Origin of the sequence: Salinibacter ruber DSM 13855, assembly GCF_000013045.1 — a bacterium.
Lineage (GTDB): Bacteria > Bacteroidota > Rhodothermia > Rhodothermales > Salinibacteraceae > Salinibacter > Salinibacter ruber.
In genome coordinates this window covers 1,284,352-1,307,576 of sequence record NC_007677.1, presented here as the reverse complement: position 1 = coordinate 1,307,576, position 23,225 = coordinate 1,284,352, and the positions used below count along the sequence as shown (strand labels likewise).

At 66.2% G+C, this 23,225-nt stretch carries 23 protein-coding genes; 11 read left to right on the top strand and 12 right to left on the bottom strand.

What is annotated here, in order from left to right; all coding sequences use genetic code 11:
• Positions 1–44: 44 nt before the first annotated feature.
• From SRU_RS05415 to SRU_RS05400, 4 genes are all read right to left on the bottom strand, one after another.
• Positions 45–1,220 (bottom strand): site-2 protease family protein, encoded by a 1,176-nt coding sequence (locus tag SRU_RS05415; RefSeq protein ID WP_011403786.1) that lies wholly within the window; start codon positions 1,218–1,220, stop codon positions 45–47.
• A 184-nt stretch (positions 1,221–1,404) separates the two neighbouring features.
• Positions 1,405–2,334 (bottom strand): hypothetical protein, encoded by a 930-nt coding sequence (locus tag SRU_RS05410; RefSeq protein WP_011403785.1) that lies wholly within the window; start codon positions 2,332–2,334, stop codon positions 1,405–1,407.
• A 69-nt stretch (positions 2,335–2,403) separates the two neighbouring features.
• Positions 2,404–2,829 carry a hypothetical protein gene (locus tag SRU_RS05405; RefSeq protein ID WP_231847403.1) on the bottom strand — a complete coding sequence of 142 codons (426 nt, stop codon included), beginning with the start codon at positions 2,827–2,829 and terminating at the stop codon, positions 2,404–2,406.
• Positions 2,830–3,131: 302 nt separating this feature from the next.
• Positions 3,132–3,335, bottom strand: a complete 204-nt coding sequence (locus SRU_RS05400) for a hypothetical protein (RefSeq protein WP_043552131.1) — start codon at positions 3,333–3,335, stop codon at positions 3,132–3,134.
• 237 nt (positions 3,336–3,572) lie between these two features.
• Here SRU_RS05400 and SRU_RS05395 point away from each other — a divergent pair, with 237 nt between their 5' ends.
• Positions 3,573–5,102, top strand: coding sequence for an SDR family oxidoreductase (locus tag SRU_RS05395; protein WP_011403783.1), 1,530 nt, complete (start codon positions 3,573–3,575; stop codon positions 5,100–5,102).
• Between the two features lie 20 nt (positions 5,103–5,122).
• Here SRU_RS05395 and SRU_RS05390 read toward each other — a convergent pair whose 3' ends face one another.
• Positions 5,123–5,617, bottom strand: a complete 495-nt coding sequence (locus tag SRU_RS05390; RefSeq protein WP_011403782.1) for a TspO/MBR family protein — start codon at positions 5,615–5,617, stop codon at positions 5,123–5,125.
• Between the two features lie 265 nt (positions 5,618–5,882).
• On the opposite strand from SRU_RS05390, the gene SRU_RS05385 reads away from it, so the two are divergent.
• The 3 genes from SRU_RS05385 (at position 5,883) to SRU_RS05375 (ending at position 9,564) form a co-directional block, all read left to right on the top strand.
• Positions 5,883–7,244 (top strand): APC family permease, encoded by a 1,362-nt coding sequence (locus tag SRU_RS05385; RefSeq protein WP_011403781.1) that lies wholly within the window; start codon positions 5,883–5,885, stop codon positions 7,242–7,244.
• A gap of 50 nt (positions 7,245–7,294) precedes the next feature.
• Positions 7,295–7,915: an SAM-dependent methyltransferase gene (locus tag SRU_RS05380; RefSeq protein WP_112903665.1), complete on the top strand. Its 621-nt coding sequence runs from the start codon at positions 7,295–7,297 to the stop codon at positions 7,913–7,915.
• A gap of 212 nt (positions 7,916–8,127) precedes the next feature.
• Complete coding sequence (locus tag SRU_RS05375; protein ID WP_011403779.1) at positions 8,128–9,564, top strand: sodium/proline symporter; 1,437 nt, start codon at positions 8,128–8,130, stop codon at positions 9,562–9,564.
• A gap of 2 nt (positions 9,565–9,566) precedes the next feature.
• On the opposite strand, the gene hisI is transcribed toward SRU_RS05375, so the two are convergent.
• Positions 9,567–9,950, bottom strand: a complete 384-nt coding sequence (gene hisI, locus SRU_RS05370) for a phosphoribosyl-AMP cyclohydrolase (RefSeq protein ID WP_011403778.1) — start codon at positions 9,948–9,950, stop codon at positions 9,567–9,569.
• A gap of 86 nt (positions 9,951–10,036) precedes the next feature.
• On the opposite strand from hisI, the gene yidD reads away from it, so the two are divergent.
• From yidD to SRU_RS05340, 6 genes are all read left to right on the top strand, one after another.
• Positions 10,037–10,357: a membrane protein insertion efficiency factor YidD gene (gene yidD, locus SRU_RS05365; protein ID WP_013061596.1), complete on the top strand. Its 321-nt coding sequence runs from the start codon at positions 10,037–10,039 to the stop codon at positions 10,355–10,357.
• 162 nt (positions 10,358–10,519) lie between these two features.
• A complete protein-coding gene (locus SRU_RS05360) occupies positions 10,520–11,191 on the top strand; it encodes a hypothetical protein (RefSeq protein WP_231847402.1) in 672 nt (223 codons plus the stop codon).
• Positions 11,184–11,540 (top strand): transcriptional regulator, encoded by a 357-nt coding sequence (locus SRU_RS05355; RefSeq protein ID WP_011403775.1) that lies wholly within the window; start codon positions 11,184–11,186, stop codon positions 11,538–11,540. The genes SRU_RS05360 and SRU_RS05355 overlap by 8 nt, the downstream gene beginning before the upstream one ends.
• 159 nt (positions 11,541–11,699) lie before the next feature.
• On the top strand, positions 11,700–13,250 hold the full coding sequence (gene cysS / locus SRU_RS05350) for a cysteine--tRNA ligase (RefSeq protein WP_237701980.1): 1,551 nt from the start codon (positions 11,700–11,702) through the stop codon (positions 13,248–13,250).
• A gap of 92 nt (positions 13,251–13,342) precedes the next feature.
• Complete coding sequence (gene hemB / locus SRU_RS05345; protein ID WP_011403773.1) at positions 13,343–14,365, top strand: porphobilinogen synthase; 1,023 nt, start codon at positions 13,343–13,345, stop codon at positions 14,363–14,365.
• 94 nt (positions 14,366–14,459) lie between these two features.
• Positions 14,460–14,978 carry a hypothetical protein gene (locus tag SRU_RS05340; protein WP_011403772.1) on the top strand — a complete coding sequence of 173 codons (519 nt, stop codon included), beginning with the start codon at positions 14,460–14,462 and terminating at the stop codon, positions 14,976–14,978.
• 340 nt (positions 14,979–15,318) lie between these two features.
• Here the strand turns inward: SRU_RS05340 and SRU_RS05335 are convergent, their stop codons facing one another.
• Positions 15,319–16,875, bottom strand: coding sequence for a S8 family serine peptidase (locus SRU_RS05335; RefSeq protein WP_112903663.1), 1,557 nt, complete (start codon positions 16,873–16,875; stop codon positions 15,319–15,321).
• Positions 16,876–16,938: 63 nt separating this feature from the next.
• On the bottom strand, positions 16,939–17,316 hold the full coding sequence (locus SRU_RS05330; protein WP_013061592.1) for a hypothetical protein: 378 nt from the start codon (positions 17,314–17,316) through the stop codon (positions 16,939–16,941).
• A gap of 655 nt (positions 17,317–17,971) precedes the next feature.
• Here SRU_RS05330 and SRU_RS05325 point away from each other — a divergent pair.
• Positions 17,972–18,451 (top strand): hypothetical protein, encoded by a 480-nt coding sequence (locus SRU_RS05325; RefSeq protein ID WP_237701978.1) that lies wholly within the window; start codon positions 17,972–17,974, stop codon positions 18,449–18,451.
• Positions 18,452–18,513: 62 nt separating this feature from the next.
• On the opposite strand, the gene SRU_RS05320 is transcribed toward SRU_RS05325, so the two are convergent.
• The 4 genes from SRU_RS05320 to SRU_RS05305 form a co-directional block, all read right to left on the bottom strand.
• Positions 18,514–19,503 (bottom strand): hypothetical protein, encoded by a 990-nt coding sequence (locus tag SRU_RS05320; RefSeq protein WP_013061589.1) that lies wholly within the window; start codon positions 19,501–19,503, stop codon positions 18,514–18,516.
• A 144-nt stretch (positions 19,504–19,647) separates the two neighbouring features.
• The gene (locus SRU_RS05315) at positions 19,648–20,331 is read right to left on the bottom strand and encodes a cell division ATP-binding protein FtsE (RefSeq protein ID WP_043553123.1); all 684 of its coding nucleotides are present in this window, start codon (positions 20,329–20,331) and stop codon (positions 19,648–19,650) included.
• A gap of 150 nt (positions 20,332–20,481) precedes the next feature.
• Positions 20,482–21,552: a 4-hydroxythreonine-4-phosphate dehydrogenase PdxA gene (gene pdxA / locus SRU_RS05310; RefSeq protein WP_231847399.1), complete on the bottom strand. Its 1,071-nt coding sequence runs from the start codon at positions 21,550–21,552 to the stop codon at positions 20,482–20,484.
• A gap of 207 nt (positions 21,553–21,759) precedes the next feature.
• Positions 21,760–22,833: a DHH family phosphoesterase gene (locus tag SRU_RS05305; protein WP_011403765.1), complete on the bottom strand. Its 1,074-nt coding sequence runs from the start codon at positions 22,831–22,833 to the stop codon at positions 21,760–21,762.
• Between the last annotated feature and the right edge of the window lie 392 nt (positions 22,834–23,225).

The window sequence follows — 23,225 nt, the reverse complement described above, 5'->3', positions numbered from 1 at the left end:
AATGCACGACGAGAGCCGCGTCCGCCGGATTTCCCCAGAAGTCTTCACGGGACGGGCGGCGCCCCGGAGGAGGCCGCCCCGTCCGGGCGCTCCCGCAGTGGCGCCTCGGAGAGCTGGTCGCGCGGGACCCGCGAGTGCGACCGCGTCTCCAGGGCACTCGACACCATGATGAGCTCCCCCACGTTCTCGAGGGTTAGAAGGCCGACGAGCTGCCCTCCGTCCACGACCGGCACGGTCGAACAACTCCGCGCGTTCATCTGCTGGAAGACCTCGTCGAGCGGGGCGCTCGGGGCCGTGGTGAAGCAGTCCGCGTCGGCCACCTCCGCGACCGGGGTGTCGCGGCCGTGCTCGGACAGGGCCTGGATGAGTTGCTTGCGCCGCAGCAGGCCCACGACGGTGCCCGCCTCCAGGACCGGAAAGTCGTGGTCGGTACCGGCCAGGAGCGCATCCACGGCGTCGTCGAGGGTGTCGTCGACCGTCAGGGTCGCGAACCGCGTCACCATCGCCTCCCGCACCGGCGTCCCCTCGGTGAAGGCGCGGTACATGGCCTGCTTCGACTCCTGCTGGGCCCCGACGTACACGAACAGGGCGATAAACAGGAGCACTGGATTCCACGTCATGATCCCGATCAGCCCGAACAGGACCGCCATGCCCTGCCCCACGTTGGCGGCCGTCTGGGTGGCCTGGGCATAGTCCCAGCGGAGCGCCAGAAGCGCCCGCAGCACGCGCCCCCCGTCCATCGGAAAGGCGGGCAGCATGTTGAAGACCGCCAGCACGGCGTTAATCCACATCAGGGACGCCAGGGCGTGGCTGCCCGGCGCCTCCAGCGCCACCGGGGCGAGGGTGCCCCCGGTTACCAGCAGCACGAGGGCGAGCGCGAAGGCAATCACCACGTTCACCGCCGGCCCGCCGATGGCAATCCAGAACTCCTTCATCGGCTCGGACGGGATGCGCTCCAGCCGCGCCAGTCCCCCGATCGGATAGAGCGTGATGCTCCGCGTGGGCACCCCGAAGCGACGAGCGGTTAGGGCGTGGCCCAGCTCGTGGAGAATTACGCACACGAACACCCCAAGGATGAGCCCCATCCCCGAAAGGGCCGCGCCCAGGCTCTGGCTCTGGACGTAATAGTAGGCGAAGATGGCCGCAACGAGCAGCAGGAAGGTCCAGTGCAGGAAAATTCCAATCCCCGCTACGGACCCGACACGGAGTGAACGCTTCATGCAGCTGTGTGAATTGCTCCTTGAGTTTGGCCTGTGCCAACGGCGACGCGCTGGGCCATGGTTCCCCCGGCCTCGACCGCTGACGAGGGGTGCCCGCCCCCGTTCGGCCGTCAGACGCAGGACCGGGGATGCAGACTAACCCCACCAACGGCCTCCCGCACGGTTCAGACGAACGGCCGACGCCTCAGGGACGGTCGTCGATGCGGTCCAGCTTCGGCCACAGGTTCTCCCGCCAATACGGGGTGCGGAGGTGCTCGACGAGCGTCATCTGGTATCGTCCGCCCTCCGCCTCCATCCGAACGAGACGCCGCTCCGCCCCGGTCCCGCGCCAATAGGTCTCGGTCGTATCGCTGGTCTCCCCGATCGGGGAGGGCACTGGCGTCTCGTAGTGGACGACAATGCGCTCGCTGTCGTGGGCGCCCGCCTCGGTCTCCACCGTCTCCGTTCCCGTACGAACCGCCCGGGCCGAGACGTACGCACTGCTGTCCGCGACGGGAACAGAAAAGGAAAGCGTGTCGGCCGCCCCGAAGTCCAATGCCCGAATCAACAAAGGAAGTTGAGCGGGCGGGTACGCCTTCGAGCGGTGGGCAAAGGAGGCGCGGCGGTTGCCGTAGTCGTCGCTCCGCATCCGCACCTCCACCGGCCCGTCCGGCGGAAAGGCCACTTCGCGGTAGCGATTCGAACACCAGTCGAAGCTGGTAAACGATTGCTTGAAGGGCCGGAGGTCGTTCTGCCGTGCGTTGACGACCCAGTTGCGTTTGTACTGGTACGAGCCGCTCTCAAGCTCGTAGAATGCGGCGTACTTGAACGACGAGACGCCCGTGCCGTCCGTCACTTTCGTCATGTCGGCCGGGCTGAACCGGTGCTTCACGAGGTACGTCCCCATGATAAACGCCTGCTCCTTCGCCCGGCCGTACTGGTCGCGGGTCCGCTCGACCCGATAGAACACCACCTCCGCCTGGCCGTCGTTCCAGACATCCGCCGTGAGGTACTGGCGGTCCGTAATGGGGTCTGCGTCGGGCTCCGACGAGGTGGGAGCGCGACTGCACCCGAGGGCGAGCCCGAAGAGAAGAAGGGAGCCCATTGAACAGAGCGCGAGGGCACGGGGCCACATGAGTTGGGACGGGTCGGTGGGCGATCACAGCGGGTGGTGTTGCCTTTCGTCGGCGCCCCGGGGCCTTCGTTACGTGTCCCCGCGCCGGAACAGCCACCATCCCAGCCCAGCGACCAGGCCAATCACGACGGCCGCCGTAAGGACGGGCCGGCGGCGCAGAACTGCCCGCAAGGGCTGCGTGGGGCGCACCTCAATGCCGTCGAGGTTCAGCAGGCGCCCGATCGTACCGGGCTGCGCCTCAGCCCCAAGGCGGGCCACAGGGTCGCCTCGAAGCCGCACCTCCACGGTGAGCCCCGCAATGTCGAGGGCTTCGTGAACGCGACCGGTCGTCCGCGCTCGTTGGGCCGACGCAAACGGCCCCGAGGCGAGAAGACGGCGCCCGGCCCGAAGGCTCGAGAGGTCCACGACAATTCGGTCTCCCGTCCCCCGAATGTCGATGTCCTCTCCGTCAACGGCCAACTGGAGATCAGCGAGAACTTCGAGGGGAAGGGCCATGTCGGTCGCGGGGGGGGTTGTCAGCACCTGCTCTCCAGGGACCGGATCAACTACCGGGTGAGACACAGGCTGGAGATGAAAAAGTGGAGGGCGCTTTTCGTGGGGGGCGCTACGGTTCAGCGTGCCCCCGGCGGTCCAGCCCCGTCGGACGTCGGGGCCCGCCGCGTCTTTCGGAACGACCACAAAGATGCCAGAGCGTCGACGTGCAAAGGTCGGCACCGGCGGGGGCTGATGACATCAGCAGAGGCGCATGCACGCCCCCGCCGCGCCGACACGGAAGTGGAAGCGCGTTGGGAACTGGTTTACGATTCGTTGTCTTTCGTCCGAATCTTTAGGGTCCCGTCCATATTCCAGTGAGCATGCCGGGCGTCGCCACCAACCTTGCTGGGCACCTGAAGGTCGAAGTCCTCAAACTCGTAGGTGATCTGGGCGCCTCGACCCGTGAGCTTGTCGTACAGACCGATGGCGAGCTCCGGCCATGTTTTGGTGTCATCTACTTCAGCCATAACTGCGTGCGGGTTCGTTTTTGGATGTGTATGGGAGAAACTGACCTCGGGGCTCGCACCTGTTCGAGGTTCACCCACATGGAAGTCCACAAGGGATCTCTGGTTTCCGTCTCGAGGTGAAACATTCTCGTAATGGGAAATCCGTTGTGACAATCCGGCCTCGCACGCATTCGCAATCTATTTTCCTCCTCGTCCGTGTACGGAGCCGCGCCACGGACCCCATACTTTGCTTCCTCCATGTCCCCCTCCTCCTCGACCGTACTTGTGACCGGCGCCACCGGATACGTGGGCGGCCGTCTCGTTCCCTGCCTGCTCCGTGAAGGATACGCGGTGCGGTGCTTCGTGCGAAGTGCCGAACGGCTTCAGGCCCAGCCCTGGAGCGACGACGTGGAGGTGGCGGTGGGCGACGCCCTGAAGGCCGACACCGTGCCCCCCGCCATGGAAGACGTGGACGCCGTGTACTATCTCATCCACTCGCTCGGGGCCGGTGAGGATGCGTTCGAAGACAAGGACCGACGCGCCGCCACCAACATCCGGCGTGCCGCCGAGGCGGCCGGCGTGCAACGGATCGTCTACCTCGGCGGCATGCGGCCGAAAGGGGAGCGACAGTCGAAGCACCTCCAGAGCCGCATCGAGACGGGCAAGGTGCTGCGGGACGGAGCGGTGCCCGTCACGGAGTTCCGGGCCGCCCAGATTGTCGGGTCGGGAAGCCTGTCGTTTGAGCTGGTGCGGTACCTGACCGAGCGGGTGCCCCTCATGATCTGCCCCCGGTGGGTGCACACCCCAACCCAGCCCATCGCCATCCGGAACGTGTTGCAGTATCTGGTGGCGGCGCTTCAGCAGCCGGACAGTGCGGGGGAGATCGTCGAGATTGGGGGCTCCGACGTGTTTACCTACGCCGAGATGTTCCAGATCTACGCCGAGGTGCGCGGCCTCAACCGGTGGGTCGTCAACGTGCCGTTCTTGACCCCTCGGCTTTCTTCGCACTGGATCGGGTTCGTCACCCCGGTTTCGAACAGCATTGCCCGTCCGCTCATCGAAGGCCTCGATAACGAGGTGGTCGTGGAGGACCCCGAAAAGGCGCACTCCCTCTTCCCGGACGTCGAGCCCATCTCGTTCGAGGCGGCGTTGCGGCTTGCCCTGCGGCGGGCGGAAACGGGGACCATCCCGACCGTCTGGAACAGCGCCGTCTCCTCGGTGCCCGACGAGGCGCCCTCGACCCGCCTGGAACTCAGCGAGGGCCTGTACCGCGAGGAGCGCGCCGTGGACGTGGACGCCCCGCCCGCCCTCGTCTTCGACACCATCGAACAACTGGGCGGCGACACCGGGTGGCTCTACGGGGACGCCCTCTGGCGCCTGCGTGGCTGGATCGATCAACTCGTCGGCGGGGTCGGCTTCCGCTACGGACGGCGAGACCCCGATACCCTCCGCGTCGGCGACACGGTCGACTTTTGGCGGGTCGAGACCCGCGAGGACAATCAGCTGCTCCGCCTGCGGGCCGAGATGCGGCTCCCGGGCCGTGCCTGGCTGCAGTTCAAGGTCTCCCCCCACGAGGACGCCGACGCCCGCAGCCGCATTACACAGACCCTTTTCTTCGAACCCAAGGGGCTAACCGGGACGCTGTACTGGTCCCTCGCCCGCTGGGTACACGGCCCCCTGTTTGCCGGCCAGCTTCGCGCCCTGGCCAACTGGGCCGAGGAGCGCACCGCTGACGGGGACGATTCGCCCCAGGCATCGACGGCACGGAGCGTGCCCACTTCTGCGTAGACGCCCTCGCCCCGTTCCCGTCAGTTCAGGCCCCAGATGGCCGCGTTGAGCGCAAGGGCGTACGTCACCCACGCGAGGTACGGCACGAGCAGCCACCCCGCCACCGGCCGGACGCGGAAGAACCGGTCCATCGTCCAGGCCAGCAGCCCCCACAGCCCCAGAATCACGACGAGCCCGAGGGCGGGCGACCGGGCCCCGAAGAAGGCGAACGACCATCCGGCGTTGGCGGCAAGCTGGAGCCCAAATGCCGTGAGGGCCGTCCGGACCCGGGTCCGATCCGGGCCGCAACGCCACACCAGAAACGCGGCGACGCCCATGAGGGCGTAGAGCGTCGTCCAGGCCGGGGCAAACACCCAGTTGGGCGGGGTAAAGCTCGGCTTGGTGAGGGTCGGGTACCAGGTCGTAACGGAGGTCTGGGTGACCCACGCGGCCAAAAGCCCCACCGCCTCACAGAACAGAATTGCCCCGAGGGCCTTTCCCGAAAGTGCAAGTACGCGGCGCCAGTCGTTAAACATCGTTCGGCTGGACAAGACAGGAGACTACTGGTGTGCAAGGTAAGCCCCCACGGACTTTTTCACCGCCGGCCGTCCGTTTGGAGCCCTCCCAAACCGAGACGCTCCTCACGGCGAACGTCCCTTGGCCGTATCCGTGTAGGGATCGCGAATTTTGCCCCAAGGCTCCCCAAGCCTCAAGGCCTTCGCTCCCGACCGGGCTCTACCACTCTTCATACGTTGCCCCGGGGCACAGCGGTTCTCTCAATTCCCATTCGGGCCTTTCCACATGAACGACCCCTCTCAGGCGCGACTGGCTTCTAGCCTCTCGACTGTGGACGTCGTGGCCCTGACCGTCGGGGTGGTCATTGGGGCCAGCGTCTTCGAGACCCCCGCTCTCGTGGCCGGAAATACCGGCAGCGGCTGGGCCGCCCTGCTTGCCTGGACGTTGGGCGGCGGCGTGTCGATTGTGGGGGCGCTCTGCTACGCTGAACTGACTACGGCGTACCCCCATGCTGGCGGGGACTATTTCTACTTCCAGCGCGCCTTCGGGGACTGGCTGGCGTTCCTGTTTGCGTGGGCCCGCCTCGTGGTGATCCAGACCGGCTCCATCGCCCTGCTGGCGTTCGTGTTTGGCGACTACGCCACGGAGCTGTGGCCGATCGGGGCGCAGTACTCGCCGTCCATTTACGCCGCCCTGGCCGTCGCCGGGCTCACCCTGCTCAACGCGCTTGGGGTGCGGCAGGGAAAACACGTGCAGCGGGGCCTTACCGTCGCCACGATCGTGGGCCTGCTCGTCCTCATCGGGGCGGGCCTCTTCCTCGTGCCCGAGTCGGCCGGGCAGGCTGCCGCCACGGGGGCCTCAGATGGCGGGGCCTCAGATGGCGGGGGCGGGAGCTTCGGCATGGCCATGGTCTTCGTGCTCCTCACATACGGCGGGTGGAACGAGGCAGCCTACCTCTCCGCCGAGGTGCGTGACCTCCCCCGCAACATGACGCGGGGGCTGCTCGGGAGCCTCGGCCTGATCGCCGGGCTCTACCTGCTGGTAAACTGGGCCTACCTGCAGGGGCTCGGCCTCGCCGGCATGGCGGGCTCGGAGGTCGTCGCGGCGGACCTGATGCGCGCGGCCTCTGGCGCTCCGGGGGCCAAGCTCATCAGCCTGCTGGTCGTGGCGGCGGCCCTCAGCTCCACAAATGCGACCATTTTCACCGGGGCCCGGACCAGCTTCGCACTCGGCCGGGACGTTCGCTTTTTTCGCTTCCTGGGCCGCTGGGACGCCGACACCGAGACCCCCGCCAACGCCCTCCTCGTCCAGGGGGCCGTCGCGCTCGGGCTGGTGGGCGTGGGCGCCTGGACTCGGCAGGGGTTCGAGGCAATGGTGGACTACACGGCGCCGGTGTTCTGGCTGTTTTTCGGGCTGGCCGGCGCGGCCCTCTTCGTTCTCCGCCGGATCGAGCCCGAGACGGATCGGCCCTTCCGGGTTCCACTGTACCCGGCCGTTCCGCTTCTCTTCTGCGCGGCCTGTCTGTATATGCTTTGGTCCAGCGTGGCCTACGCCGGCGCCGGCGCCCTGCTGGGCGTCGGGGTGCTGCTGGCCGGCATTCCCCTGCTGGCCCTGCGGACCGCCCGCTCCCAGGAGGCCTCCTCCTGACCGCCTCCACCCTCGTTCGCTTCCTGCTCCCCATTCACACTCGACGTCCCATGTCCCGTCTCCGATTCCTCTCGGTCGTTTTGCTCGCCCTCGGCCTCCTGCTGGGCCACGGGCCTCGGTCCGGATACGCCCAGCAGACGGACACCACCGCAGAGACAACGATTCCGGGCCTGAAGATGCCGCCCGAGCAGGAGTCGGACGTGCCCTACGTACCGACCCCCAAGCCGGTCGTCGACCGCATGCTGGAGCTGGCCGACGTGGACGAGACGGATGTCCTCTACGACCTCGGAAGCGGAGACGGGCGCATCGTGATCCGCGCGGCGCGGACGCATGGGGCGCGGGGCGTCGGCATTGAGATCGACCCCGATCTCGTGAAGAAGGCCCGCAAGAACGCCAAGGAGGCCGGCGTGGCCGATCTCGTCGAGTTCCGGCAGGGGGACCTCTTCGAGGCCGACATCAGCGAGGCGACGGTGGTGACGCTGTACCTGCTCCCCTCGGTCAACCAGAAACTTCGCCCCATTCTGTTTGAGCAGCTGTCCCCCGGCACGCCGGTGGTGTCCCACGACTTCGACATGGGACGGTGGGCCCCGGACCGGACGGTCGATCTGGAGGGGGATACCGTGTACCGCTGGACCATTCCGGAAGAGATCCCCGAAGACCTGGACGAGTAGCCCCTTTCGGACCTGCACGGCCCCTCTCACTCACGTCCCTGACGACCGCTCGTCGCATGACCCTGTTCGGCCTTCCACTGGGCACGGCCGCAGCCCTCGCGGTCGTTGGGACCCTTCCCCTTCTCGCCTACGCCCTATGCCGCGTCGATGCAAAGCGGGGGGATGGATACGTGACGATCCTTGGTCATCGCTCCTCAGCGTCCTAGCGTCCCATGTCAATCGGCCTCTCACTGACGTTCGGGCTCTACCTCCTCGTCCTCGTCGGGATCGGGGTCTACTTCTTCCTCCGCACCGAGACCCGGCGCCTCACCGACTACATGCTCGCGGGCCGTGACGTGGGCACCTGGCCCCTGGCCCTCTCGGAGGTGGCCTCGGTGGCGAGCGGCTGGACGTTTTTCGCGTGGGTCGGGGTCGGGTTCACCACGGGCCTCCACGGGCTCTGGTTCTCGATGGCGATGCTCGTGGTCGTTCTCTTCTTGTACCGCTACGTGGCCCCCACCTTTCGGCGACAGTCGGAGGCGCTCGACAGCCAGACGGTGGTCGACCACCTGGCGCTCGTCTTCCGCGACTCCCCCTGGGGCCCACGGATCCGGTGGACGGCCACGCTCGCGGTGGTGGTGTTCATGGCGTCGTACATCGGCGCGCAGATCATCGCGGTAGGGGAGGCCATGGAGACGGGCCTCGGCCTCAATTACGCGGTGTCGGTGGGGGCCGGGGGCCTGGCCGTCGCCCTCTACACGACGCTCGGCGGCTTCGACGCGTCGGTCTGGACCGACTTCGTGCAGGGGCTGCTCGTGATTCTGGCGGCGCTCGCGCTCCCGCTCGTCGCCATCGCAGAGATTGGCGGCTGGGGCGCGTTCGTGACGGCGGTGCGGGCCGCGGACCCGACGCTCCTGTCGATGACGGCGGGGCAGACCGGCACGGCCCTCGCGCTCTCGGTTGGCTCCTGGCTCGCGTTTGCCCTCGGCGCCCTCGGCCAGCCGCACGGACTCATGCGGTTCCAGGCCATCCGGTCCGAGCGCCTGCTGAGCCGCGCCTCGGTCATCGCACTGGCCTTTCAGGCCCTCCGCCTCACGGTCCCGCTCTTCATCGGAATGGCGGGCCGGGTGCTCTACGGCTCAATGAACGACCCCGAGTCGGCGGCGATGGAGATGATGGTACAACTCTTCCCCGACTGGTTCGCGGGCTTGCTGCTGGCCGGCATCATCGGGGCCGTCCTGTCCACCTCCGACTCGATGATGCTCGTCACCTCGGCGGACCTGACCCGCCTCTACGAGACGCAACTCGCCGGCGGCGTGCTCCCGGCCCGCATGATCCGTCTCGGACGTGGAATCGTGGGCGTGATGGCCCTGCTCGGGGTCGGCCTGGCCTACTGGCGGCCCGGGACGATCTTCGACATCATTGAGTTCGCCTTCGTGGGCCTCGGGGCGACGCTGGGGCTGCCCCTCGCCTTTCTGGTCCTGTGGCCCCGCACGACGGGGGCCGGCGTGTTCGCGGCCGTGGCGGCGGGCCTGGGGAGCGCCGTCGGGAACCTGTACCTCTCGCCCGCCACGTTTCCCATCCTGGTGTGGCCCATCACCCTGACGGCCTTTCTGGGCGCGAGCTACGCCACCGCCCCCTCGTCGCCCGTGACGGCTTCGTCGTCGTAGGCCTACTCGTACACCGCGTCCGGATCGAACACCTTCTCGCCGTCGGTCGTCCACCCGTCGTCGGCGGCGCGGCGGTGGAAGCACGAACGGAAGCCGGTGTGGCAGGCCCCGCCCTCCTGGTGCACCCGAAAAAGCAACGTGTCGCCGTCGCAGTCGAGACGGGCCTCTTCAACCGTCTGGGTGTGACCACTCGTCTGCCCCTTCACCCATCGCTCCTGTCGCGAGCGGCTCCAGTACACCATCCGGCCGGTGTCGAGGGTCTCCTGGAGGGTCTCCGCCGTCATGTACGCCATCATGAGCACCTGGTCGGTCTCGGCGTCCTGCACGATCGCGGGGATCAGGCCGTCGTCGGTGAAGTCGGCAGCGTCAAGAAGCGGGTCGCTCATTGCGAGAGACAGCAGGTTCGAGGCAGGAAAGAAGCATGGGGTTGATTGTTCGAACCTGTCTCCAGGCCTGCTGTTTTACCCGTGGCATGAACAACCTTTCTTTCTCAATGCGCCGCGCCCTTTCCCTTCTGGCCCGCCTCCCGCGCCTGCTCTTGATTGGGCTCGTGCGCCTGTACCAGCTCGTGCTCTCCCCGCACCTGGGGCGCACCTGCCGCTTTCACCCAACGTGCTCGGCCTATGCAATCCAGGCGTTTCGGGAGTACGGCGCACTCAAGGGCCTCGTGCTCACGGTCCACCGCCTGCTCCGCTGCCATCCGTGGGGCGGGCACGGCTACGACCCCCCGCGGTGGTTTGACGAAGAGCACCCGGCCGCGGACGGCCGACCACAGGCCGCAGAAGAGCAGTAATGAGGCTGCTCGCGTCTCTCATCCGGTCGGCCCCGCGGTGACCGTGCTGGGTTTGCGACGCAAACAGGTTTGCTCGGCACATCAACCGGCCCGAGCAAATTTCCCCAGCGATTGTTTGCAGTGCAAACAAGTCGGCGTTCCCAACAGGCCTCTCCTCGTCCGATGTCTTCCGCAAGAGCACGCGCGTCGGGCCCGCCTCGCTCTCCGGACCAGGTCCGGTTCTTTACTCAGTTCTATCACCAACTGAAGGGGCTCTGCTACGCGCCTGCAGGGGGGCTGCTTCTTCTCGGCGTGCTCGGAGGTCTGCTCGTGCGTCCACAGATGCTGATTCATGGGGCGCCCCTCGGAGCGCTTGCCCTCCTCGTTCTCACGTCCCCGTGGATATGGTACATGCACCGACGCTACGAGAGCGCGTACGGGCGGGTCCGAGGCCGCGAAGGACACGGAAGTTCCCTCGGGGATGTGTTGTCGGCATGGACTTTCGTCCCCCTCTTGACGGGAGCCCTCTGCTGGATTGCACTCGTCACGTTTTACATTCCGCAGCACACCCCCCTCGGCGACAACCATTTTCTCGTGTTTTTCCCGGGGTGGATGCTAATTGTTGCGAGCCTACTGGCGCCGCTCCCTGGCCTCCGCTGGACGTACGCGGCAACGGGCATTCTTCTCTTCCTGGTAACCCTCCTCCCTCTGGTGACACCCAATATGGTCCTGGTGCAGGCCGTGAACTACGGGCTTCTCGGAGCCGTCATCCTCGGGGTCGGGCTCTACAATCATCGCCTCCTCGTCGGCACCCTCGGCCCGATGGACGACACGGAGGTGAGCGCCGATGCGTGACCCGGACTCCGACGTGCCGTTTGAGCGTCTCGCCGAACTGGATAAGCTCATCCACGAGCCCGCGCGGCTGTCAATTCTCACGGCCCTCTCGTCGTGCGGACAGGCCGACTTCACGTTCCTACAGCGCCTGACGGGCCTCACGCGGGGCAACCTCTCGAGCCACCTGTCGCGGCTTGAAGAGGCGGAGCTGGTAGACGTGGACAAGTCGTTTGCGGACAAGACGCCCGTGACGACCGTGTCGCTGAGCGAGAATGGCCGTCGCACGATCGCCCGCTACTGGGACGACCTGCAGGCGCTCCGCGACGCAGCTGATCGGTGGGACGCCGACGATGTAGATGCCACGGAGTAATTGGAACGACCCTGTCCCCTCGTCCCACTCCCATACGTTCCCGTCCGGCTCGTCTTCGGTCCACGTGGAAGTCACGGCACAATCCACGAGGCACGAGGTACAGCCGAACGGTCTGCCCAGTCACAACCTCTTCTCACCCCGCCGCCCGTCCACTCGCACATGCCGTCGCCCACGTTCCGCCTCTACAACACGCTGACGCACGAGACCGAGCCGGTCGAGCCAATCGAGGAGGAGCACCTCCGCTTCTACAGTTGTGGGCCCACGGTGTACATGTACGCCCACATCGGCAACTTCCGGTCGTTTCTGACGGCCGACCTCATCCGGCGCACCGCCGAGGCGATCGGGTGGGACGTGACCAACGTGAGCAACATCACGGACGTCGGGCACCTCACGCAGGACGACCTCGTGGACCCGGGGGGCGAGGACAAGATGCAACGGGCCCTGGAGCGGGAGGGCGAGCGCTTCGCCAACATCTACGACCTGGCGCGCCACTACACGGAGGCGTTTCTGGAGGACTGGGGCGCACTGAACCTGCGCGAGCCGGAGGTGCGCCCCCGCGCCACCGAGCACGTCACGGACCAGTTGGAGGCCGTCATCGAGCTCGTCGAGAAGGAGCACGCCTACACGACCGACCAGGGCGTCTACTTTTCCGTCGAGAGCGTCGAGGACTACGGCCATCTCAGCGGCAACACGGAGGCCCAACAGCTACAGGCCACCGAGCGCGACGTGGTAGAGGACCCTGACAAGCGCGACCCGCGCGACTTTGCCCTGTGGAAGCATGACCCCCAGCACCTCATGCACTGGCACAGCCCCTGGGGCTGGGGCTACCCCGGTTGGCACATCGAGTGCTCGGTGATGGGCATGCAGTACCTCGGCGACCGCTTCGACCTCCACACCGGCGGCGAGGACCTGATCTTTCCGCACCACGAGTGTGAGATTGCCCAGAACCAATCCCTCGCCGGGCACCAGGTCGTCAACTACTGGGTGCACACCCGCTTCCTGCAGGTAGAGGGCGAGAAGATGTCGAAGTCGAAGGGCAATTTCTACACCGTTCGCGACCTCATCGCCCCCGGCCCGGACGACGACCACGTTCCGGATTCGGTTCGGGAGCAGGGGGGCGTCGACCCACTGGCCCTCCGCTACGCCCTGATGCAGGGCCAGTACCGCAAGCCGTTCAACTTCACGCTCGATACCCTCCACACGGCGGCCCGTCACGTTCGCCGGTACCAGGACGCAGCGGAGCGCGTCGACGCGGCCCTGGCGGCGGACGCCGACGGCCCCGACGAATTGGGCGGCCGGCTCCGCCCCATCTACGACCGCACCCTCGAGGCGATGTGCGACGACCTCAACACCCCCGCCGCCACGGCCGCCGCCCTGGATGGCGTGAAGGCCATCGAGCAGACGGACCGCCTAAATGGGGCGACGGCCCGGAGCGCCCGCAACTGGCTCGACCGCACGAATGCGCTCCTCGGCGTCGTCGAGCCCGAGCACGAGGCGGACCAGCGCACCGACGCGGGCTCCGAGAACGGATTGGCCCCCGCTCACCTCTCCGACTCCATCGATACCCTTCTGGAGGACCGGGAGGCCGCACGCGCCGACGGGGAATACGCCCGCGCCGACGCCATCCGCGACACGCTAGAGGCGCTGGGCATCGAGGTCATGGATACCCCCGACGGCACCGAATGGGAGCGGCGGGAGCAGGTGGGGTGAATGGTGCGTAATTCGTGACACACGGCGGGATGTCGTGGGCGTCCCCACCCGCATCAGATTTTCCGATTGTCAATCCATCCACTGAGGTCTCTATGGCTTCTTCCGACTACGACCTTCCCCTCCGCCCCCGTCGACTGCGCAAGACCCGCAACATCCGACGCATGGCGCGGGAGACACGGCTGTCGACGGACGACCTCATTGCGCCCCTGTTCGTGATGGCGGGGGACAATCAGCGGGAAGAAGTCCCGTCGATGCCGGACACGTACCGTCACACGATCGACCGGCTCGTCGACCACGCAGAGACGCTGCATGCCCTTGGCATTCCGGCGGTGGCCCTGTTCCCGGCCCTCCCCGATCACCTGAAGACGCCGGACGCCGAGCACGCCCTCGACCCTGATCACCTCTACCCAAACGCGATCCGGGTCCTCAAGGACGCCGTGCCGGAACTGATGATCATCACCGACACGGCCCTCGATCCCTACAACAGCGACGGGCACGACGGAATCGTGCGCGACGGCCGCATCGACAACGACGCGACCATTCAGGTGATGTGCGAAATGGCGGTGCTCCACGCCGAGGCCGGGGCCGACATCATCGCCCCATCCGACATGATGGACGGGCGCGTGGGCGCCCTCCGCGCTGCCCTCGACGACGCCGGGCACACCGACGCCGCAATCCTGTCTTACACCGCCAAGTACTCGTCAAACTACTACGGCCCGTTCCGCGACGCCCTCGACTCGGCGCCCGAGGACAAGGCGGAGGCCCCTGAGAAGGACATCCCCGCGAACAAGGACACCTACCAGATGGACCCGGCCAACGGCGAGGAGGCCATCCGCGAGCTCATGCTCGACCTGGACGAGGGCGCCGACATGGCAATGGTGAAGCCGGCGCTTCCCTACCTCGATGTCATCCACCGCGTGCAGCAGCACAGCGACGTGCCCGTCGCCGCGTACAACGTGAGCGGCGAGTACGCCATGATCAAGGCCGCCGCCCAAAACGGCTGGCTCGACGAGAAGGCCTGTGCACTGGAGGCCCTCACCGGCATTCGCCGCGCCGGGGCCGACGTCATTCTGACCTACTTCGCGGAGGACGCGGCCCGCTGGCTGGAAGAATGACGAATTTCAGGGGACACGCTTCGAATTCGCCGTTCCCCTGTGTACGTTCCCCCTACACCCGCATTCCCCCATCCTCGACCCCTACACCCTGAAAATGGCAGTTGAGATTACCCACATCGACTACAGCGACCTCTCCGGCGGCCTCGTCCGCATGATGGACCGGTTTAAGGAGAAAGGCACCCTCACCGGCGAGATCGAGGACGACGACCGTCTGCGCGACGACCCGAACGCCGCCCTCCTCGGCCTGCTCTACGACCAGCGCGTCCGCGCCGAGTCGGCCTTTACCGGCCCGCTCCGCCTCAAAGACCGCCTCGGCCACCTCGACATGGCGACGATCGCCGAGATGGACTTCGAGCCGTTCCAGGAGCACTTTTCCGAATCCCCCGCCGTCCACCGGTTCGTCAACAAGATGGCGGAGAACACCCAGAAGGTGGCCGCGCACATCGCGGACGAGTACGACGGCAACGCGGCAAACCTGTGGAGCGACGGCGCCGACCTGGACACAATCGAGAAGCGCCTGCAGGACCTGCCCGGCTTTGGCCCGGCGAAGGCGTCGAAGATCAAGTACGTCCTGCACTACTTCGGGCACCGCGACTTCTCGGACGAGGCGTAGGGAGCACCGTTCGAGACGAGTCCCCCACACTCGTACGGGAGAACGGCCCCCAATTTCTCCGCGGACGTGGATTCCCTCCTGCCTCCGGTATGCCGACACGCCGTCGGCCAGTCGGAAACCGAGCGTAGAAGCGCGGGAAGCGAGGGGCAGACACGCCGGAGGGGGGCCCTTGCCCACACAGGCAACGCAGCCAACCGACCGTTCTGGTCCTTACTTCCGTCGGTTGGCTGCCCGTTGTGCGGCACGGGCCCCCTCGGCCGGTACAGATGCACTGCGAGCAGCGGAGGCACGGAATCGGCCCCCACACTCGGCAGTGCCGGTGTCGAGCGGCGGCGGACCGCTACGACCGCGAACGGAGGGTCTGCATCATGTCCTCCACAAACTCCCCGTCAATTTCCGGAACGGCGTCTTCCTCGATGAGCCGTTCGCGCCGCTCCGGGGTCGCCTCGAAGAAGCGGGCCATCGTGTCGCCCATGGACACCACCCAGGCCCACTTGGCGTCCACCATGCCCGCGCCGGTTGCCGCGTCGTCGCCCGGCCCCGCCGAGTCGCCCATTGCGCTCTGGCCCTTGGTCACGTCCTTGGCGGCCTGGTTGACGAGTTTCTTCTTCACGTCGGAGGGGCTGAGGGAGTTGTTCTTCTCCAGCATCAGGGCCACCACCCCCGCCACCTGCGGGGCCGCGGCCGACGTTCCGCTGAAGAGGCCCCAACTGTCGTCTGCGGCCCCGGTCGACGAGGTGTCGAGCCGGCTTCCCGGCGGCACAGGAAGCATGAGGAGCGGGGCGGGCAGAGACGATACGTCGTCCCCGACCATCCCGCAGAGGTCCGGCACCTGCCGCCCCGAGTACAAACTGCTGTCGAAGCTGGCGGCGTAGCTGGAGGCCTCAAGGTCCAGGTCCGGGTAGTTCACGTGGACGCCCCCCACAGCAATAACGTCGGGGTGGCTCGCCGGAAACCCGTACCCACCTGGGCCATTTCCCGCGGAGAAGCACACGACAATGCCGTTGTTTACGGCGTTGGCGATCGCGGCCTCCATCGCCTTCAGCGTGTTGTACAGGGAACGGCTGCGGTTGCGGATGTCGCTCCACGACGTGCCTGGGCTGTCAACGGACCAGCCCCAACTGTTCGTGATGATGTCTGGACTCTGATTGCAGGCCTTGTTGAACGCCCCGACCGCGTCGTTCCCCATCTTTACCGGGATGAGCTGGGCGTCTGGGGCGGCCGCGAAGATGTTGGCCGCCTCTCCGGTGCCGTGCCCGTAGTTGTCCTGCGACGGGTTGCTGGCGCCGGGCCCGAGTATCGTCGAGCGCGTGCGGTAGCCCCGCCGCTCGTAAAATTCGTGCTCGTAGAATCCGGTGTCCGGCATCGCGACCTCCACCTTCGACCCGGTGATGCCGTTGCGGTGCACCCGCGTGGCGCGGAGAATCGTGGCAACCTCGTCGGGCACCGTGAAGTAGTGGTACGCGTCCGAGTGCGGTTCCGCGATGGGCGAGAGGGGACTCTCCGTGTGGAACTCGGGGGGAACGACCGGAGTGACGCCCTCCGCCCAGTCTCCCAGCGCCCCGGCCATTTCTTCGCCATCCTCCTCGACATCGAAGTACTCCGCTTCTTCTCCGTCAAACACTTCCTTTTTTTTGCCTTCGAGGGCCACCCCAAAAATATCCTGGAACTGCTCGGCCGAGCCCCCGACCGAGATGGTTGCTGGGCCCACGTCCAAAATGCGAAATCCCAATTCTCGGAGTTCACGCTCGGCCTCCTCCGTAACGTCCGGATCCGAGTTGTACTCGTCAACATTCGCTCCCGTGACGGGCTCTTCGGTTTCGAAAAGAGAACGTCCTCCCTTAGATGTGGTTGAGATGATGGTGACGATTTCCTGGTCTGCTTCGGCGTCAGACATGATCTTTCTGGTGTGTGATGAAAGAGCTCATCGAGGGTGAACGTCGGGTGTGCATCGAGCGAGCTAGTGAAACTCAGGGGGAACGGGGAAGGTGATCTCGTCCACGAAGGCCACAAGCGCGTCCGGCACCTGAACCGGCTCCGTTGCCTCGTACGCTTGGCGATCGCCCGGCTCCGCGTCGGCGGACTTGGAGCGCGCCTTCAGCGTGGTGTCAAACACCTCTTCGAATCGGTCCTTGTCCCCCGAGATGGAAAGCCCCACCTCACTGGCCTGAACAACGTCAAACCCGAGGCCGCGGAGCGCCTCCTTCGCGCCCTCAATCGCATTCGTTCCGGCCCGGTAGTCGTCTACATTGTCCGACGTGATGGGCTCGTCGGCGTCCAACACAGACGACCCCTCGGCGGACCGGAGACTCACTTGGGCAACCACGCGGTCGGACATGCCTCTGCTCTACCGATTCGATAGCCAACGCAGGGGGCGCGGACAAGCGGATCATGGGACACTGCGACCTCCGGATCGGGGACGACACGCGTCTTCCCCCGACAGATCGAGACGAGGGCCCCAACAGCCGTTGGACTGCGCTGCGGTGCCCCCAAGCCCTTCCCAGTCTCCGTTTTGAGGACATCGCCTTCCTGGCGGCCCCACCGTTGAATGAACTTAGCATGTTCTAAAATTAGAGGCGAGCGTGTGTTTGTCAACACTTCTCCTTAATTTAACATTTATTTAACAAACCTCCGTTCGTTTTTGGACCCGTCCGCCTGGTGGTCGCCCTCGTACCGCCGTCCACATGTGCACTCGCCTCTTGCACATCGGAGTAGCCCACCCCGCCTCCCCCTGGCCTGTTGTCTCAACGCCCACCGCAACACGCTTTGGCGGCCCTCGCCGAGTCAGCCCCCTTGTGGAATAGTCCTTGTGAGGGATTTGACCACATTCTAAACGGAAATTGAGGTTCTCGGCGCATCTGTTGTTCGTCTTTTTCTGGGTTCAGACGACAATCTGCGCGTGGCACGCTCGTCCCGAGCCGAGAGGGGACGAGTGGACGGGGGCTCCCGAACGCCGCGCGTTCTTCCAACGAACCGACCCGACACGCACCGACATGGAAACCTCCAAGACGCCGACGGCGCAGGACTGGCTGCGCGGTTGGACACTCACCTACATCCCAAACGAAAAGGAGGCGGAACGCCTGGCGCAACGCCTTCACACCCACCTGAAAACGAATGGGCTTCACGACCTTCAGCTGTCGGAGGAGGTGCGAGCGGAATTGGAGGCATTGATGGGCACGGCACAGGACCAGAACGCCCGCTCCCCGGCGACAGTGGTGCAGGAGATTTTATCCGATCATCTGCCCTCCGAGACCGCCACGGCGGCCGCGGCCCCGCTCGCCTTTCGCACCCTAAACCAAGGAGAGCGGACCCTCGAAGTCGATGTTGAGCAGAAGATGCCGCCTGCACTGGCCACAATGATCGAGAAAATTCTCCGTGCCAACATCACAGACGACGGCGTGGCCCGGATCCAGACGATGTACGACGAGCTGGGACCCGAAGGGCTTCGGCAATGGATGCTGAGTGCCAATTAGCGGACATCGGCCGCCCGTGCGGTCAAGACCTTGATCCTCCGAGCGAGTGGCACGACGGCCCCCTACACGCCCGGCGTGGATTCGGGCTCGGCGGGGTCCGCCGCGACGGGCTGGTCCTCGGTGTCGGCCGGGCTCGTCGGCGACGTGTCGTCGAAGGACGTCTGCTCTTGGTTGCGTTGGGCCGAGGCCTGCGCCGCCGGGGTCACGTAGTAGTAGGCCGCCGCAACCCCCAGGTTGAAGAGGGCCGCGCCCACGCCCAGTGCCGCCCCCAGGTAGCGGGGCCCCGACAGGGCGAGGCGAATCATGACCGTCGCCGCGGCGAATCCGGAATTGCGAAACACCACGTGGTACGTCACGCTGTGGCGCAGCGACATCAGGACAATGAGAATGTCGCTGAAGATAAGCACCGTGTAGAAGGTGTTGAAGAAGGGAATGGCCGCTCCGCCGAGGAGCGGGGCCGCCACGGCATACACCGAGAGGCCAGCCAGGATGAGGAGCAGCCCATTCGCCACCAGCTTCTTCTGTCGGACGAAGAATTCCTGCTCCCCCTCCGACTCGGTAATCGGCTGGTGCACCTGCACCTTGTAGAAGACGCCGAGGATGACGAAGATGGCCAGGGCCGCCGTGGCGTCCACGACGAGGTACTGCACCGCCTCCCGCCCCGCCTCCATGCTCCACCGAATGGGCTCCTGCTCGAACTTCACGAGCTCCTTGAAGGAGCGGCGGAGCAGAATGAGCGAAAACACCTCAAACTGCTTCCCCGCCGTGTCGGCCACGCTCGTGGCGAGGCCGACGACGAGCCCCACGAGCTCGACCACGAGGAAAAGGGTGAACGCAACGTCGATGGCCCTGAAGTGATTGGTGGACACCGAACGCCCCACCGAGTCGGGCAACAGGCCCATCCGGCTCAGCTCAATCGCCACCAGGGAGAGCAAAAACCCCCCGACGAGCACCCGGGCCACCACGCGGCGGGCCCCTTCGCCCTCCCACCACTCCTCGAAAGCATCAAAGACACGGCTGTTGAAGCGAAGAAGTGCAGAGACGACACTCATGGGAACGCACGCAACACCGTAAGGGGGAGCATCGGGTTGGATACACCATGCGCACGCCGGATCGGGAGTTGTGCGGCGCAGATGGGTACTGCAACGCCATTGCCTGTTCGTCGTTCTGACGCTCCGGTCCGTGCCTGGGACGAATTAGAGCGTCTCCGGGTCAATCTCCACCACCTGGCGGTTCATCATCGCGAGGGTTCGGGCCGAGTAGGACTTCACGAGCCGGTGGTCGTGGGTGGCCACGAAGAGGGTCATTCCCTGCTTGTGGAGGTCCAGCAACAGCTCGTGAATCTCGTCGGCCACGGACGGGTCCAAGTTTCCGGTCGGCTCGTCGGCCAAGAGGACCCACGGGTCATTGGCGATCGCCCGCGCGATGACGACGCGCTGCTGCTCGCCCCCCGACAGCTCGTGGGGATAGCTGCGGTGCTTGTGACTGAGGCCCACCCGCCCCAGCACCTTCGTTACCCGGCTCTGCACTTCTGAGGCGGACGTGCCGGTGGCGTGGAGGGCAAAGGCGACGTTCTCGTACGCCGTTCGGTCCGGGAGGAGTTGGAAGTCCTGAAAGACCACCCCGAGCGAGCGCCGGAGGTACGGAATGTCGTCCCGTTCAATCTGGTCGGACCGGTAGTCCCCGATCTGGACCACCCCGGAATCGGGAAACAGGTCCATATAGAGCAGGCGCAGAATTGTGCTCTTGCCGCTGCCCGTGGGGCCCACCAGGTAGGTCTTCTGCGACTGATCGATGTGGAAGGAGACCTCGTCTAGAACCGAACGTTGATCGCCGTTCGGGAGGGAGAACGAGATGGATACGTCGCGGAAGTCAATCACGGACAGGGAAATCAGGCCGGGCAGAGGAGCCAACAGGATCGGGGTCCAGGCGGGAAGGGTCAACCCCCTTCCTGTCCTGTCAGGCGGAGACGCCCCCGACGGACAGGACCCTCGGCGCACCACCGCAAGGGAGCCCCCACAGGCCTGGGGCTATGTCGCGGGCGTGGCCTGCTGGTGACGATGACGGGCAATGGCCACGGCCAACTCCATGGCGTTTCGCATGCTGCCCGGCAGGGCCATTCCCTTGCCCGCGATGCCGTAGGCCGTTCCGTGATCCGGGGAGGTTCGCACGATGGGCAGCCCCGCCGTGTAGTTGACGCCGTGATCGAACGCAAGGGCTTTGAATGGCACGAGGCCCTGGTCGTGGTACATCGCCAGCGCCGCGTCGTGGTCGGCGTCGAGCTGCGTCCCAAAGAACCCGTCCGCCGCCATGGGCCCCTCGACCCGAAACCCTTCCTGCCGCGCGGCCCGCAGGGCGGGGGCAATGACCTCTTCCTCTTCTTGACCGAAGGCGCCGGCCTCTCCCGCATGCGGATTCAGCCCGAAGACCGCAATCTTGGGCTGCTCGATCGCAAAGTCGTCGCGCAGGGACGCGTCGATGACGCGCAGCTTTTCGAGGATGGCCTCCTCGGTAACGGCCGACGGCACCTCCGACAGGGCAGTGTGACTCGTCACGAGCCCCACCCGTAGCCCCCCGGCCACCATCATCATCGTCGGCTGCGGGCTGTTCGTCTTGTCCGCCAAAAACTCGGTGTGGCCCGGCACGTCGTACCCGCCCTGTCGCACTGCGTCCTTAGAGATGGGCGCGGTCACCATCGCGTCGACGGTGCCGGCCTGGCAGGCCTCCACGGCCCGTTCCACCGCCCGCATCGCCAGGCGCCCCCCCTCCGCCGTGATGGACCCGAACATGACGGGGGGCTCCGGGTCCTCGGCCACGTCGAGCACCGCCACGTCCCCGTGGGGCACCTCCTCCGGCACCTCGTCCACGATGTGAATGTCGAGGTCCGAGAAGCCGAGCACGTCGGCGTGCACCCGCAGCACGTGCGCCGACCCAATCAGGACCGGGGTCATGGACGGCATCAGGCTGGGGTCGTGCAGGCTCTTCAGCACCACCTCGGGCCCGATTCCGTTCGGGTCGCCCAGGGTGATGGCGAGGCGCGTGGGGGCGCCGTTCGGCGCTGGCGGTTCGGGGCGTTGAAAGGTGGGGCGCTGAATGTGCATCGGGGCGTCGGGTCGGTTCGTAAGGACACGTTGAAGACAGCAGCGAACGGAGGCCGAGCCGGAGCGGGTGGGCCCGCGGTCTCGGTCTTGTCGGCGCCGGGCCATGCGGCGGCCGTCCGCCAACACGTTAATCGCCACGCACGGCCAACGTCAACCGTCAGGGCACAGGGGTCCGGTGCGATTCACAGCGCCAACGGCCCCGACGCGTCACGGCGAGTCGGAGGGGTCGTCCAGGAGGGTTTCCAGATAGGACTGATCCTCCGGGGAGAGGTCGTCGTCTGGGGCATGGCGGGCGTCGAAGGCAATGTAGTCCGACGCCGCGTCGATGACGGTCTCAATGGTTTTCTCGAAGGTCGGGCGTTTGACGTACGCCCCGGCCGCGTTGCGGTGGCCGCCCCCGCCGAAGTGACGGGCCCACTGGTCGACACGCACGTCGGCTTCCGATCGGAAGCTAATCTTGGCCCCGTCGTCCGTTTCCGAGAAGAGCAGTGCGGTTTTCACGTCCTCGATCGACAGGACGTAGTTGACGAAGCCCTGCTTGTCGTCCCAGCTCGCCCCCGTGTCCTCGACCATTCGCTGCGTGACTACCGAGTAGCCAAGCTGGCCGTTGTAGCGGAGGCGGATGCGGTTCAGCATGCGCCCGAGCAGACGAAGGCCCGGCATCGATTTTCGGTCGTAGATGGTTTCGTGGATCGGCGCAGGGCCGATGCCCCCCCGCTCCAGAATGTCCGCCACGCTCCGGTGCAGCGCCGGCGTCACGCTGCTGTAGCGGAAGGAGCCGGTGTCCGTCATGATGGCCGTGTAGAGGGCCGTGGCAATCCCCTCGTCGATCAGGTCCGGCGCGAGGCCGTCGATGATCTCGTAGACCAGTTCGCCGGTGGCAGCGGCCTCCTCCCGAACGAAGAACACGTCGAACCAGTGCTCCGGCTCCAGGTGATGGTCGACGAGGACCGTCGTCGCGGTGGCGTCCCGCACGAGGGACCCCACCTTGCCGATGCGCTCTTCGTCGTTGGTATCGAGCACGAAGGCCACCTCCGCCTCTGCCAGCGCCTCGTGCTGCCCCAGCGATCCATCGAAGACGGCGATGTCCCCGGCGCCGGGCATCCAGTCGAGGTTGTAGTCCACCTCGTCGGCATTGACCATCGCGACGGACTTCCCCATTTTCTCCAGAAAGCGCCCGAGGGCCAGCTGGGATCCAACGGCGTCCCCGTCCGGACCAAGATGAGTGGTGATGAAAAACCGATCGTGCTCTCGGATTAGCGCAAGTACGTCGTCGAGCATGCGGCGCCTCCAGGGCTCCCGTGGGCGAGATGGCGTAAATAGCCTACACCTAACGGAGGGCCCCCACGAAGGGTTCAGGCCACATGGGGACGTTCTCGTTTGCGTCCGCGACGAGGAGCACGGCGCAAACCACATTCCGGGGCAAACTCCATTCCGGGGAGGGCCCACACAGTCGGTTCACGTCGTCCCGGCGGTCCCTGCGCCCCTCTCGCCGTGCGGCGTGGGACGGGGTTGACCAGTCCCATTGGGCCCGGGACAACAGTGTGAAGTTGTTTGCTCGAATGAGCCTCACGTGATAGAACTTCAGAGAGTCCCCGATGGTCGCCCCCTGGCCTTCAGAAAATGACCGCCTGGAGACCCAGGTTCGCGGAACGCCCGAAATGTATCATGCC